General features: G+C 42.2%; 13 protein-coding genes and 1 pseudogene. 10 read left to right on the forward strand and 4 right to left on the reverse strand.

The genetic code is table 11. The features are described 5' to 3' along the window. Positions 1 to 435 precede the first annotated feature (435 nt). Entirely contained in the window at positions 436 to 2,733 is a 2,298-nt protein-coding gene (locus MHH63_RS26720) for an FMN-binding protein (RefSeq protein WP_341172265.1), read from the forward strand. A 197-nt stretch (positions 2,734 to 2,930) separates the two neighbouring features. Next, complete coding sequence (locus tag MHH63_RS26725) at positions 2,931 to 3,887, forward strand: 3'-5' exoribonuclease YhaM family protein (protein WP_036680004.1); 957 nt, start codon at positions 2,931 to 2,933, stop codon at positions 3,885 to 3,887. Positions 3,888 to 3,955: 68 nt separating this feature from the next. On the opposite strand, the gene MHH63_RS26730 is transcribed toward MHH63_RS26725, so the two are convergent. Next, on the reverse strand, positions 3,956 to 4,612 hold the full coding sequence (locus tag MHH63_RS26730; RefSeq protein ID WP_076125424.1) for a 3'-5' exonuclease: 657 nt from the start codon (positions 4,610 to 4,612) through the stop codon (positions 3,956 to 3,958). A 111-nt stretch (positions 4,613 to 4,723) separates the two neighbouring features. On the opposite strand from MHH63_RS26730, the pseudogene MHH63_RS26735 reads away from it, so the two are divergent. From MHH63_RS26735 to MHH63_RS26750, 4 genes and pseudogenes are all read left to right on the forward strand, one after another. Further along, positions 4,724 to 5,239, forward strand: a pseudogene (locus MHH63_RS26735) (TerD family protein); the annotation flags it as partial. A 111-nt stretch (positions 5,240 to 5,350) separates the two neighbouring features. Beyond that, complete coding sequence (locus MHH63_RS26740) at positions 5,351 to 6,022, forward strand: vWA domain-containing protein (RefSeq protein WP_256716638.1); 672 nt, start codon at positions 5,351 to 5,353, stop codon at positions 6,020 to 6,022. 183 nt (positions 6,023 to 6,205) lie between these two features. Then, positions 6,206 to 6,823 carry a DNA-3-methyladenine glycosylase family protein gene (locus tag MHH63_RS26745; protein WP_076192963.1) on the forward strand — a complete coding sequence of 206 codons (618 nt, stop codon included), beginning with the start codon at positions 6,206 to 6,208 and terminating at the stop codon, positions 6,821 to 6,823. Positions 6,824 to 6,845: 22 nt separating this feature from the next. Further along, positions 6,846 to 7,556, forward strand: a complete 711-nt coding sequence (locus MHH63_RS26750; protein WP_076185389.1) for a DNA alkylation repair protein — start codon at positions 6,846 to 6,848, stop codon at positions 7,554 to 7,556. 28 nt (positions 7,557 to 7,584) lie between these two features. Here MHH63_RS26750 and MHH63_RS26755 read toward each other — a convergent pair whose 3' ends face one another. Both MHH63_RS26755 and MHH63_RS26760 read right to left on the reverse strand, forming a co-directional pair. Beyond that, a complete protein-coding gene (locus tag MHH63_RS26755; protein ID WP_076136267.1) occupies positions 7,585 to 8,277 on the reverse strand; it encodes a PspA/IM30 family protein in 693 nt (230 codons plus the stop codon). Positions 8,278 to 8,336: 59 nt separating this feature from the next. Further along, entirely contained in the window at positions 8,337 to 8,555 is a 219-nt protein-coding gene (locus tag MHH63_RS26760) for a PspC domain-containing protein (protein WP_038569266.1), read from the reverse strand. Between the two features lie 286 nt (positions 8,556 to 8,841). Here MHH63_RS26760 and MHH63_RS26765 point away from each other — a divergent pair, with 286 nt between their 5' ends. Beyond that, positions 8,842 to 9,255, forward strand: a complete 414-nt coding sequence (locus MHH63_RS26765) for a zinc ribbon domain-containing protein (RefSeq protein ID WP_036679993.1) — start codon at positions 8,842 to 8,844, stop codon at positions 9,253 to 9,255. Positions 9,256 to 9,547: 292 nt separating this feature from the next. Here MHH63_RS26765 and MHH63_RS26770 read toward each other — a convergent pair whose 3' ends face one another. Then, positions 9,548 to 10,651, reverse strand: a complete 1,104-nt coding sequence (locus MHH63_RS26770) for a GerAB/ArcD/ProY family transporter (RefSeq protein ID WP_036675894.1) — start codon at positions 10,649 to 10,651, stop codon at positions 9,548 to 9,550. 145 nt (positions 10,652 to 10,796) lie between these two features. Here MHH63_RS26770 and MHH63_RS26775 point away from each other — a divergent pair, with 145 nt between their 5' ends. From MHH63_RS26775 to MHH63_RS26785, 3 genes are read left to right on the forward strand one after another with little or no spacing between them, the layout of a single operon-like run. Further along, entirely contained in the window at positions 10,797 to 12,311 is a 1,515-nt protein-coding gene (locus MHH63_RS26775) for a spore germination protein (protein WP_076282262.1), read from the forward strand. Continuing rightward, the gene (locus tag MHH63_RS26780; RefSeq protein ID WP_076125410.1) at positions 12,308 to 13,531 is read left to right on the forward strand and encodes a Ger(x)C family spore germination protein; all 1,224 of its coding nucleotides are present in this window, start codon (positions 12,308 to 12,310) and stop codon (positions 13,529 to 13,531) included. The genes MHH63_RS26775 and MHH63_RS26780 overlap by 4 nt, the downstream gene beginning before the upstream one ends. A 6-nt stretch (positions 13,532 to 13,537) precedes the next feature. Continuing rightward, the gene (locus MHH63_RS26785; RefSeq protein ID WP_076125408.1) at positions 13,538 to 13,768 is read left to right on the forward strand and encodes a hypothetical protein; all 231 of its coding nucleotides are present in this window, start codon (positions 13,538 to 13,540) and stop codon (positions 13,766 to 13,768) included. Positions 13,769 to 13,904: the final 136 nt, after the last annotated feature.

The following is a 13,904-nucleotide window of genomic DNA, read 5'->3' on the forward strand; positions in this document are numbered from 1 at the left end:
TCCCATATAAGAGATCGTTCTAAAATAGCATAGCTAGCCTTGAATGCACAGTTATTGAGATCACTTTGCGCGTATAAATTAAATTTAATCGCAAATAGTGATGTTTCTTATAGGGTGTGTGATTTTCGATACAGAAGAACCGCAGAAAGGTCTGGTAGTATCAAACCAGAAATTGATGGAAAACGGGTGTAAGTGTTTTTATAGTAACTTATGTGAATTATTTCACCTTTTATACGGCTTTGTGTTAAAAGGAAGAAATGAAATAGATCAAAACTATTTTTTATTGAAAATCGAGCGTGTAAAGGCATGAGAGGGGGGATGAGTTCTTATGAAGAGAGAAGTTATGCTTCATAAGAAGAGAAGGGGCATCGTACGAAAAAGGTTTGGTTAACAAAAAGCTACATATCACTGGGGTTTGGTAAAGGAGAATTTTCATTGAAAAAACTAATTTCTTTAACGGTTAGCGCGGCTATATTGTTAGCGCCGTTTGCTTACACACTTAATGTGCCTGCTGTAAACTTGAAGGTGGATGCAGTATCGGCAGCCTCCGAAGAAGCGGATGCACCGGCAGCAAAACCAACAGCAAAACCCACGGCAAAACCAGCAGCAACACCAAAAGCAACGGCAAAACCAGTAGCAACACCAAAGCCAACGGCAAAACCAACAGCAACGCCAAAGCCAACGGCAAAACCAACAGCAACACCAAAGGCAACAGCCAAACCAGCAGCAACCCCAAAAGCTACAGCAGCACCAGTAGCAACCCCAAAAGCAACCGCTGCACCAGCAGCGACAGTAGTACCGGCGGAAACTGTTAAGCCTGTGGCTACAGCAAAGCCTGTTACAGTTAATGAAAACGTATACCAAGATGGAGTTTACGTAGCTTATGGCGATGCATACTCCAAAGGCACGGAAGGTGCCAAGATCGAAATTAAAGATGGTAAAATTACTAGCATTGAGCTTTTGAGAACCAGTCCTAAGCTGATTGATAGAGATGCTCGTAACAATTATAGTGCTTTATGGCAAGCTTATGGATTGATGAAGGATAGATTGCTTGGCAAAACAAGAGATGGAGCAGCGGCAGTTGATGCTGTTTCGGGAGCTACCCGCTCCAGTAATGGCTGGAAATTGTCTGTAGATAGAGCGTTTGAAAGAGCTCTGACAGTGAAAGATACAAATGCCGTTTACTTTGATGGAGTTCATATGGGCGTAGATCCTACAGGTAAATATTCTGTATTCGCGACCTATGAATCCAACAAGCTTACAGATGTTAAAGTGTATCCTATGAACAGCGCTGGTGATTTCATTGAGGAGAAAGCTTACACAGCTGAGCAAGCGGCAGCGGTTGCAGCTATAGCTCCAGCCTTGCTGGCCAAAGGAACAGAGGCACAACCTGTTGCAGGTCTTGAAGCCGACTTTAAAGCAGCGATTAACGCTTTCTGGGATGCTGAGCAGAATGCAATAATCAATAATACATCTGCTTATGTAGACGGATTCTATTCCTCTTATGGTACGGCAAGAAGTGTTGGCGTTGAAAGAGCCGACATCGTGATTCGCAACGGTAAGTTGGTTGATGTGAAGCTGTTTAGACTTGGCAACAACCTGATTGACAGAGGGGCAACAGCTTATGCGGAAGTAGTAAAAGCAAATGCTCCTATGACAGCTAAGCTGTTAGCGAATGGTTCATATATCGCTAACTATGATGAAAAGGTTGACGGAATTTCCGGAGCTACGGAAAGCAGTCACAGCTGGAACCAAGCTGTAGAAAGAGCATTTGAGAAAGCGCTGAAGGTTCCTGCTGAAGGTCAATATTTTGACGGCAAATTTGCCGGAGTAGATAACCAATCTAAAGTACTGCTGCTAGTTGATGTTGATGCAGATGCGGTAACAGGCATTAAAGTAAGTCTGTTTGGAGCTGACGGCAAGCTGATTGCTGACGATAAAATGAGTGCAGAACAAAAAGGATGGGTAGCTACACTCACATCCGGGCTGTTAGAAAAAGGTGTACAAATGGCCGATATTACAGGCCAAGAAGCATTGTCGGCAGCAGCTAAAGCAGCACTGACAGATGCTTTGAACAATGCATCCAAAGTCCAAGGAACCTATAAAGACGGAACCTTTACTGCATTTGGTGATGCTTATGATAAAGGAACGAACAGAGCAGACGTTACCCTGCGTAACGGCAAAATCGTAAATGTAGCCTTGTACCGTGTAGGAATGAACCTTGTAGATAGAGGGAACGCTGCTTACCCTGAGGTGGTAAAAGCAATTCCTCAGTTGACGGCTAGCTTCCTCGCAGCAGGGACTAGAGAAGGTGTGCAGGAAGTAGATGCTGTGTCTGGTGCAACCAGCAGCAGCGTGGCTTTGAAGACTGCGGTGGATAGAGCATACGGAAAAGCTGAGGTTGTAGAAGCTAATAAAGCGGCTTATTTCGATGGAATCTTCATTGGTGTAAGTGCCGATAAGCTTGTAAATGTTATGGTGAATGTAGAGTACGGTGTTCCTGTCAAAATGCTTGTTTATTATTTGGATAAAAACGGAAGTGTAAGAACAATCAATCAGTTAACGGACGCGGAGCTGGCAGTGAAAGGTGAAATCGAGTCGACATCGACCGGATACAGCCTGCACAAATATGGTTACCGTCCAGCAGCCTTCGGAAAAAATGATGCAGAGAAAGAAATATCCGCTAAAGCGGTAGAAGCTATTAAATCAGCGCTTGAATCGGCTGGTAAATAATTATCGTTTTATAATAAAAGGAGGATATTCCAGTGCCAGAATATGGCCGGGGAGTAGCCTCCTTTTTCAAATATTCTTGGCTTGTACATAAATATGAAAATAGATCGTATAGTGATTTAAAGGGATTTTGGAGGTGAGTGTCTAAAGTTTAATATAGAGAGCAGGCCAAAAGCCTGTTATTAATAGGAGGCTCCAACATGACACAAATTAAACAGCTCGCTCCACAAGATGAATTTGTTGGCTTTTATCTTTTAAGAGAGCTGGCAATTAAACAAACGAACGGCACTCCTCCAAAAGATTATTTCGACATCGTTCTGGGGGATTCCACTGGACAATTATCTGCGAAATATTGGGATGCCAGCACAACCGATAAAGAAACTTTTTTTCCTATGGCGCTTGTGAAGGTACGCGGGATTGCTCATACTTATCGTGAGAAATTACAAATAAAAATTACTAAAATCAGGTTGGTTAACGATGAGGATGGTGTTGCACTTACGGATTTCATCCGTTCTGCCCCAATTCGTCCAGTAGACCTTATTCATACGATTAAAGGGGTTATGGCGAGTATTTCAGATCCGGAAATTGCTTCGATTGTCTCTTTTTGTGTGGGTAAAGTGGAAGAGAAATTGATGCATTATCCGGCAGCCAAAACACATCATCATGCTTATTTTGCCGGACTTGCTTATCATATGGTGCGTATGCTGGAGATTGGTGATTTTCTGTGCAAGCAGCGTCCGTTCTTGAATCCAGATCTAATGAAGGCAGGAATCATTCTGCATGATATCGCGAAGCCGGAGGAGATGGTCTCCCAGCTTGGGATTGTCTCGGAATACAGCGTTCAGGGCAAGTTGATTGGCCATATCTCGATGGCGTCTAACTGGATCACGGAAGCGGCTATCCGTTTAGATATTGATTTGAATTCGGAAAAGGTTATGGCGTTACAGCATCTCGTATTGTCACATCATAATTTGGGCGAATGGGGTAGTCCTGTTCAGCCACAGACAGCTGAGGCAGTCGCTCTGCATCATATCGATGCGATGGATGCGAAGCTGCAAATGGTGGAGGATGCTTTGGATACCACACCGGAGACCGAGGAATGGACACCGTTCATCAGAGGTCTAGAGAATAAGGCTGTGTATCGTTTGAAGATTTAAGAGATACCCTGTAAAAAAACCCCCAATCAGCAGAAAGCAGCTGGTTGGGGGTTTTTGATGTTCTTTGGTTATTTGGACAAAGTGGCGCGGCTGCTATAAATGGAGGGTTTATGTTTAGTGCCTTGTTTCTTAGCAGGCTTTTTCGCGCGAGTGGAAAATGGGGTATACCCGCCGGCAAACATCGTTCCGCTAGTATATCCTTGACTGGCAGAGAGCAATAGAGGATCATAGTGCTCCTCCTGCTCCATAAGTTTTACTAGAATTGCAGCGGCTGCGCGTGCGTCATCCAAGGCATCATGGTGTTTTAGCGTAATGCCGAAAAACTCGGAGACTACATTAAGTTTATGGGAGGGCAGGTCGGGCAGCATTTTTTTGCCTAATAAATAGGTACATAAGTATTGAAAGCTTGGGTAGCTCAGGGACATTCCATCGAGACAATAACGCAGGACACTCATATCAAAAGCAGCATTATGCGCCACGACGATTTGTCCGTGTAGTAACGGTTCAACGGTGGGCCACAGCTCTTGAAAAGTAGGTTGCCCGATTACCATTGATGGCGTGATGCCGTGTATCGAAATGTTCATGCCATCAAACCGCTGCTGCGGGTCAATTAGCCAAGAATGTTCTGCGGTTATATTTCCAGCTTTAACTTCCACAAGTCCCAAGGCACATGCACTGGATCGACTGGAGTTCGCGGTCTCAAAGTCAATTGCTATAAAGTCCATTCGTAAAGCTCCTTATCTATCATATATACGTTTCATATTAAAGTAGTAAAATGATAAATACAATCTAGTGAATCACAATGAGCTGTTCAGTAAAAATAAGGAGATGATAGAGTGCGGCTTATAAAGGGGCAAAAGGTGGATATTACGAAAGGGAGAAACGTGAACAAGCTTTTGCTGAAATTTGGGTGGATGACTGCTGATACTAGAATTGGCATAGACTCTGCTGCTTTTTTACTGTCAGAACAGAACCGTTGCGAACGCGATGAGAACTTTATCTTTTATGGTAATCCGTTGTCTATAGACGAAGCTGTAACTCATTCTGTCTTACAACAAGGGGATAAAGAAGCTATCGCCATTACATTTTCTCAACTTCCTAAGGATATTACTAGAATAGCTTTAACTTTAACGATCTATGAAGGAGAAAAATTAGGACACTCTATGAAGCAAGTAACCTCTCCTTATCTACGCTTAGTGGATGCTGCTAGCGGTGAGGAATTATTCGTTTTCGAGTATGGCTCTGACCTGTCGCCGGAGACAGCTATTGTGGTTGGAGAGCTATATCGCTATGGCCCAGAGTGGAAATTCAGTGCGATTGGTAGTGGCTTTGAGGGAGGATTGGCTGCGTTATGTACAAACTATGGGCTCGTTATTGAAGAAGACGAAGGGAACCCTGAGGTAGCGGCCACAGCTGAGTTATCCCTGCCTTTAGAGACGATCCGTTATGAAGAGAAGAATGTACTGTCCTCTATTGATTTACGTAAAAAAATTGTTCAGATTACCTTAGAAAAAAAGAATCTGACAGGAGTCATCGCAAGGGTAGGCGTTGTTCTGGATATTACAGGATCTATGAGAAATCTCTATAATAATGGAACCGTTCAAGAAGTAGTTGAGCGTATATTAGCCGTTGCCTGCAAATTTGATGATAACCAATCGTTAGATGTTTGGGTGTACGATACGGAGTTTAGCCGGCTGCCACCAGTGACAGAGCAGGAATTAGGAAGATATGTGTTTACACATATTTTAAATAATCGTACCATTCATAAGTTTGGCCGCAATAATGAACCGCCAGTAATGGAGGATATCATTAAAAAATATACGGAGGAAGAACCCGATTCTACACCAGTATTTATCATATTTATTAACGATGGTGGTGTAGTGAAATCCACTAAAAATGTGATTATGGCTGCTTCGGTCCAACCGATTTTCTGGCAGTTTGTCGGAATCGGTAACTCGGATTTTGAAGTATTGAAGCAACTTGATACGATGAAGGGCCGTTTGGTAGATAACGCCAATTTTATTCATCTGGACCACATTGAAAAGGTGACTGATGAAGATCTATATGATCAGCTGCTGAATGAATTCCCCTTGTGGCTAAGCGCAGCGAAAGAAAAAAGAATCCTGCGAACATAAAAATACATTACTGAAAATGAATAAGCCTGTGCGTTACTATAGGCCATAACCACCTATCTTAGGAGGTATTATGGCTTTTTTAGTTTCGCTATCTTGCTATTCTATTCAACAATCCGTACACTGCCAAATAGGTATTGTATATTAGGATTAGGGTCATCCCTATCAGATACGGGAGGAAACACTTTGAGCAGCGTAATTACTAAGTTTTTTGATTATGGGCAAGAAGACATAGATTATCTCCGAAGTGTGGATCCAGTACTTGGCGCAGCTATGGCACGGATGGGCAGGGTGGAACGTGTAATTATACCGGATCTTTTTACTGCGCTTATCTATGCTATACTAGGACAGCTTATTTCAGTAAAAGCGGTTCGGACCATTTGGAACAGAATGTTGGCTCAGTTCGGAGACATCACTCCGCAGCAGTTAGCCTTACATACGGCGGATGAGATTCAAAGCTGTGGGATGACGATGAAAAAAGCACTATGTATCCATGAGATTTCCAATTTGGTCGCTCAGGGTGATTTTAAGCTGGAGGAATTGCCTGGGTTATCAGATCAAGAGGTTATACAAAAACTTATGACGTTAAAGGGCATTGGCAAGTGGACGGCAGAAATGATGTTAATCCATTCTATGGAACGACGGGATGTAGTCAGCTGGGGAGATATTGCGATTCGTCGGGGGATGATGAAGCTGTATGGACTTGATAAGCTTACCAAAGATCAATTTGAACAATACCGGCTAAACTATTCTCCTTTGGGTTCTGTGGCTTCTATATATTTATGGGAAATTTCATTTGAATAATGGACGGGTAAGGAGTACTACTATGGAAAAAACAATAAGAGAACAGCTATTGAATTTGGCAGATGTGGACTACCAAAAGTTTTCTGCGGCCTTAATTCCGACGATAGATAATGTTATAGGCGTCAGGCTACCGGAACTGCGCAAGCTTGCCAAAATCATTGCAAAGGGTGATTGGAGAGCCTATTTGGAGCATGCCGAGACAGATTATTTTGAAGAAGTGATGCTGCAAGGTATGGTGCTTGGCTACGTGAAGACAGATCTTGAAGAAATCCTACGTTATATCGCTGACTTTATTCCCAGAATCGATAACTGGTCGGTATGCGATAGCTTTTGCACAGGCCTGAAGTTTACCGTAAAGAATAAAGAACGGGTATGGGAGTTTATAATGCCGTACTTATCATCAGATAAAGAATATGAGATCCGATTTGCTGTGGTAATGCTGCTTAATTTCTTTATTGAAGAAACGTATATCAGCCGGATTTTACCATTGCTCGATAAGGTCAGTCATGAAGGCTATTATGTAAAAATGGCGGTTTCTTGGGCGCTTTCGATTTGTTATGTGAAATTGCCAGAGCCTACGATGAGTTATTTGAGAAACAACAGCTTAGATGATTTCACTTACAACAAGGCTTTGCAGAAAATCACGGAGTCTTATCGCGTGGATCCGGAAACGAAAAAATGGATTCGCGGGATGAAAAGAAGTAAAAAACAAACCCCTTATTCAGCACAATAGCTGAGTAATAAGGGGTTTATTGTCCTATTTATTTTTTCTCAGTGTTTACTTCAGTGTTAGTTTTACGGTTGCGGATTCGCTCGATTTCGATGTCAACAGCGCTACGCAGGTTAGGATCGATGGAAGGACTTATTCCTGTACCTGTATTGAATTTATTTTTGGAGTTTTCCGCCAATGCTTCCCACTCGAAAATCTTCTCTTCCATACGTTCGAAGCCTTGCGAAGCTGATCCTACATTTAGACCTTTCGTAGAACTACGTGGAGCTGAGTGGAGTGTTTCTGTGGCTTGTTGAGCGCGAGCGATAAGCTCAGTTCTTTTCGCTTTGAGATGTTCACGCTCTTCTTTAGCTCTAGCGATATTGATCTCAAGCTCTGCCAGGGATTGCTTAGTTTGTACTTGACTATTTATGGACTCTTCCAGCTGTTCCACGTACCGTAACTTGGCTATGAGTGCCAGGCGAGCTCTTTCTTCATTTCCTTGCTCAACTGCTTGAACGGCTTCGGCTTCACTTTGCTCTACTAACTGAGTATATTCTTGCTTGCGGCGTTCCAACACACTGGCTGTTACTTGCAGATCACGCTCATTACGTTCCGCCTTAGCAATATCATTTTCAAGATCACGTAAATACTGACCTGTCAGCAATACCGGGTTTTCTAATTTATTTAGGCCTTCGTGTAGGGCTGCTTTAGTAATTGTGGAAATTCTTTTTAATAGACTCATGTTCTATCTCTCCTTTTTTATGGCTATATTAGGGCTGGCTTGTATTGAACGACGATTAATTAATAGAAATCATGTCCATCTGAAAAGCTGTTAAAAGGTTCTTTAGGAACGATGATACTAGCGATGACGTAGAAGATAAGTACTGTTCCGAAGCTGAACAATGCTGCGGCAACAGCAACAAGACGGATTACTGTAGCATCAATACCAGACCAACGAGCAAGACCTCCGCACAAACCACTTATCTTCTGATCACTTTGGGAACGATATAATTTTTTCATTTATTGTTTTCTTCCTCTCGTATGGGTGTGATTGTTATTGAATCCTGCAACCCGTTTGCTTATGTACTCATTCTAATGTCTTTTTGCATGCGAAAAAACGGCCTGGAGGCGGTTTTGTATACCAGACCTGAGTCGAGGTTCGTTCCCGCAGGAAGGCGGGGAAAGGGTTAGTAAATCGGTTATAGGCTACAAACCATGGACGAAGTTAGGTACAATAAAGAAAGGAATACTTCTGGCGGTGTCGAAATATGCTTATATATGACTACTACGGAATTGGGGGCTGAATATGAGTTTTTTTAACAAAGTAAAAGCAGGGGTAAGCGAGGCTGGGAATAAAGCAAAAACAGTGGTGGAGATTAACCGGTTGAAGCTGCAAAATAACGGTAAGCAAAATGATATTGACCAGCAGTATCAGGTCATGGGCAAACTGTTATTTGAAGCCGTAACTCAAGGTGCAGGACCACTGCCAAGTGAGCAAATCGAGACTAATATTAATCGTATTCTCGAATTGAAGGCGGAGATTGAGACGAACCTTCAGCAAATTGCTGAGTTGTCCGATGTAAAGCATTGCAAAGCATGTGGTGGGAATGTGGCGATCGAGGCACGCTTTTGTCCGGCCTGCGGATCCACTTTTGAAGTGGCAAAAGAACCTGTCAGTGATGTAACTCCATCGTCGATTTCTTTGGATAAGAAGGAATAGAGTTACTTCATACAAGAAACTTATGAACAAAGAGGCTGTCTTAAAAGTAGTGAATACTACTTATGAGGCAGCTTCTTTTTTAGTAAAAAGGCTATAAGCGGATTCTTGCTTTAGCCAATAGACTATGGGCTACGCACACAAAGTATTCTATGCCATTAGGTTGGGCGGCGGAATATTCACTTTGTGAATTTCAGGGAGAAATTCCCCAATTATTTTAGTGGAGCGTAATTAGATCATTAAGCGGGATTCGTATCTACAATCTTAATTTCACTTATTCACAATCTAGTGTCGTTTAAACCTTAGAAGCGTGGCGTTTCTTAAATTTATACACAACTAGCAACATAAGCGGCAGAACAAATGCACAGGTGAAATCCCAATCTACCCAGTAGGCGGGGATCTCCTTCACATAGAAAATGATGTCTTTGGCAATCAGCTGTGACATCCCGAATAACAAAAATCCAGTGGGTATGATCAGAGGACGGTGGCTTTTGAGTTTGAATAATTGGGCTGTACCTAAGGTTAAAGCATAGTAATAAACTGCAGTTTTGAAGTATGTGCTGATAATCCATGCTGTAGCCATAAGCGCTTCAATACGTTGCAGAGAATTAGCAATATTAATTTTTTGAGCAAGAATATAAGCGGCATAAAATTGATGTTCAGAAGCGTAAACACCTAGAACGGTAAGGGAAAACAATAAGATGAGGTTAAGGCCCAGAGCTCCGATGATCAAGGCTATGAAAATATCCCGGCTTGTTTTGCTATTTTTCTGAGCATAAGGATATATCATTAGAAACACGCACAATTCGCCAAAAGGATAAAAAACACCATACATCAAAGTATGAAGCATGTCCGGTACTGGTGTGTTCAAGATGGGGTATAAACGTTCCATTTTGACATCGGGGGTCAGCAGGAGCAGCAGACCGATTAAAAAAACTGCAAATAAAGGGAAAAATAGCTGAGCTGCCCGGCCCAAGGTTTCTAGGCCAAGTCGTACCCCATATACCAGCAGGAAAATGGCCATGAAACGAATAACCCCACCGGGTGTTTTCTCGTAAATCTGTGTACACATGAAATCTTCAATTTCTCTTATGTAGGTGGAGGCAGCAATCAGGAAGAACCCTAAATAGAATAAGGCCACAGCAGTTCCGACCCATTTTCCTAAAATTTGTAGGCTAAGCTCGATAATATTCTTGTTGGGTTCAAGGTCTGCTAAGCAGAGTAACAGTTTTATGGTCACTAGACCCAAGGGAATGCTAATCAAAGCAGCAATCCACGCATCTTGTTTCGCTCCTGATATCATTAACGCCGGATACACAAGCGCCATATCCCCAATAAATGTGAATAGCCCGAGTATAATCATTTGATTGGTACTAATTCGATCTTTCTCCAAACTCATATACCCCCTCAAATTTATTGGACTAGTTTTAGTATGGTTGTAGTTACCAGAATTATGCCATTCCGATTTTTTAATCCGAAGGAATAATTATCATAATTAACATCAAACTATACTCATCTATCTATGGAGAAGTGGAGGTTGCATCATGAAAGATACGGAGATTGGTACATTATCAAGCCGGTTGGAAGTTAATATTGCTAATTTGTACCAATTGATGGGTGAAAGCTCTGATGTAGTCATAAAAGAGTTGCAGATAGAAGAAAACACTCATATTTCTTTGGTTTACATAGATGGTCTTGTGGATACTCAGGTGCTGCATAATTCAATTTTGTATTCCTTGCAGGAACACATTCCTTATGAACAGCTGAGGGGGCTTTCTCCTGAACAGAAGTTTGAGATGATTAAGAAACAGATATTAATAGCCGGCGATATAGCCGTCATTGACGATTACAGCCAATTTATTCATCATTTATTGTCCGGTAATATAATGCTGCTGCTTGACGGGTTATCCAGCGCTCTGCGGATCGGCTTACCAGGCTGGGAAGATCGTAATGTAGGGGAGCCTAGCTCACAGTCGGTTGTTCGGGGTCCAATGGAAGGATTCACTGAGAATTTACGGACGAATACGGCACTGGTTCGGCGAAAAATCAAAGATAGCCATTTATGGCTGGAAACCGTTCAGATCGGAAGGGTGACTCAAACCAGCGTATCCATTATGTATCTAAGTAACATCGCGAATAAGGAACTGGTACAAGAGGTAAAGCGCCGTCTGAATAAAATAGATACGGACAGTATTCTCGAGAGTGGATATATTGAAGAGTTTATTCAAGAGACGGCAGTTACACCTTTTCCTACCGTATACAACAGTGATCGTCCAGATACGATTGCAGCGGGTATTTTGGAAGGAAAAGTGGCCATTCTTGTTGATGGAACTCCTTTTGTACTGTTGGTGCCCACATTTTTTGTGGCATTTTTCCAGTCAGCTGAGGATTATTACCAAAGAGCTGATATTGGAACATTGCTGAGATTAGTTCGTTTTATTTCATTTTTTATTACTTTGCTTGCCCCTTCATTGTATGTTGCGATTACTACTTATCACCAAGAGATGATACCGACCAATCTTGTAATCAGTTTAGCTGCCCAGCGGGAGAGTGTTCCTTTTCCTGCTTTTATTGAGGCACTGATCATGGAAATGACTTATGAAATTTTGCGGGAGGCCGGGGTGCGGATACCCAAAAATATTGGTCAGGCGATTTCCATTGTCGGAACGCTGGTGATAGGACAAGCCGCGGTAGCAGCGGGTTTTATTTCATCCGCAATGGTCATTATTGTATCGCTAACAGCCATTTCTAGTTTTGTTATTCCGGAGACAGGAATGTCTATTGCTGCGCGGATGATCCGTTTTGTGCTTATAGCTTTGGCCGGATTTATCGGATTATATGGAATTCTCTTCGGTATTTTCATCATCGTATTGCATTTGTCGAGTCTGCGTTCTTTCGGAATGCCTTATATGAGTCCGCTCGGACCGTATAATTCCAAAGATTTAAAAGACTCTATTTTTCGCTTTCCGTGGCCGTTTTTAAAGACAAGGCCTGCTGAGAATAAGACGCAGAACCTGTTTCGTCAAAGCACATCCAGTGATAAGGAACCAACAAAATGAATAAAAAATTAGTTAGAGGCGTTCTTCGATTAATGATAGCCCTCCAATTTACGTTAGTGCTAAGCGGCTGTTGGGAAAGAAATGAGCTGAATGAGATAGCTTTTGTCTTGGGGATAGGGATTGACAAGGCAGAAAAAGGTTATACCGTTTCGATGCAGGTCGTTATTCCATCTGCGATTTCCTCCCAAACGAATGGAGGAGGGGGAGGCAGTGGAGTCCCAGTGGTTGTATATAAATTTACTGTACCTACGTTTTATGATGCGCTGCGTAAGCTGAATCTGGATAGCTCTAGGTCAAGTTATCTCGGTCATATCCGGGTGTTGGTGATTGGGGAGGAGCTTGCCCGCACCGGAGTGGGTGAGATACTCGATGTATTTAAAAGAAGTCGGGAACCCCGGATGGATTTCTACGTTATGGTTGCCAGAGATACAACCGCCAGCAATGTCTTGAATGTCCTTACACCTATGGATAAATTACCAGCGAACAAATTATTTAGTTCCTTGGATAATTCTTATAAAGATTCAGCAAAAACAGTCGCTGTCACGCTGGATGATTTTATTGAGAATTTATTGTCTGAAGGCGAGAATCCTGTGCTAACCGGAGTGAAAATTATAGGCGATCCCAAAGATGGAGAGGACAAAAGCAATGTAGAGCGAACAATGCCTAAGGCAAGATTGGAATACCATACTGTAGCTGTGTTCAAAAAAGACAAGTTGATCGGTTGGCTAACCGAGGGAGAAACGATTGGTTACAATTATATCAACGATAAGGTAACCGCACATTCTGGCCCGATCGCAGGGGAAGACGGAAAGCCCATTGTAATCGAAGCGATCCAGGCTACAACTAAACGCAAAGTGAAAATCATTAATGGGGAGCCGCATATTTACCTTAGTGTTAAGACGCTTTGCAATATTGAAGAAGTGCAAAGTGTAGAAAATTTGGAATCGGAAAGCACTATAAAACGTTTGGAAAAGGAAACAGAGGAGCGGATTATAGAGCGGATGCAAAAAACTGTGGAGCATGTAAATGATCGTTTCAATGTTGATATTATGGGATTCGGACAATCGATCTACCATGCCAGCCCTAAAGCTTGGGCAAAGCTGCAGCAACAAAAGGGGGACGATTACCTTAAATCATTGCCCATCCATTACAAAGCCTCAGCAGTTATTAACCGCGTGGGTCTCACAGATAATTCTTTTCTTGAAAAAATCAAGGAGTGAAGTCAGATGCTAGTACTGTTATTCTCGGTGATTGCTGTAGGTTGTATGGCACTTGATTTGCCTAAATTAATGCGAAAGCGCCGAGTGCGTGATCTTAGCGTATATTTTATTTTTTGGATTTTGGGTCTTGGTGCGACCTTCTGCTCGTTGTTAAAATTGAACATCCCCAGTCCGCTGTTTCTTATTATTTTTATCTATAAGCCAATAAATAATTTATTTGGATTATTGTTTCATTAACAAAGAAGCTGCAAATATCGCAGCTTTTTTTGTTGCATCATCTAGAAGTTTTTTCCTTAAATTTAAGAATATTTCATGGGATGAAAAATGAGAGGTTGACCATATTTGTCAGTGGGGCATATGATTTGGAATGAAC

Origin of the sequence: Paenibacillus sp. FSL H3-0310 (assembly GCF_038002785.1) — a bacterium.
In the GTDB taxonomy this organism is placed as follows: Bacteria; Bacillota; Bacilli; order Paenibacillales; family Paenibacillaceae; genus Paenibacillus_AQ; species Paenibacillus_AQ odorifer.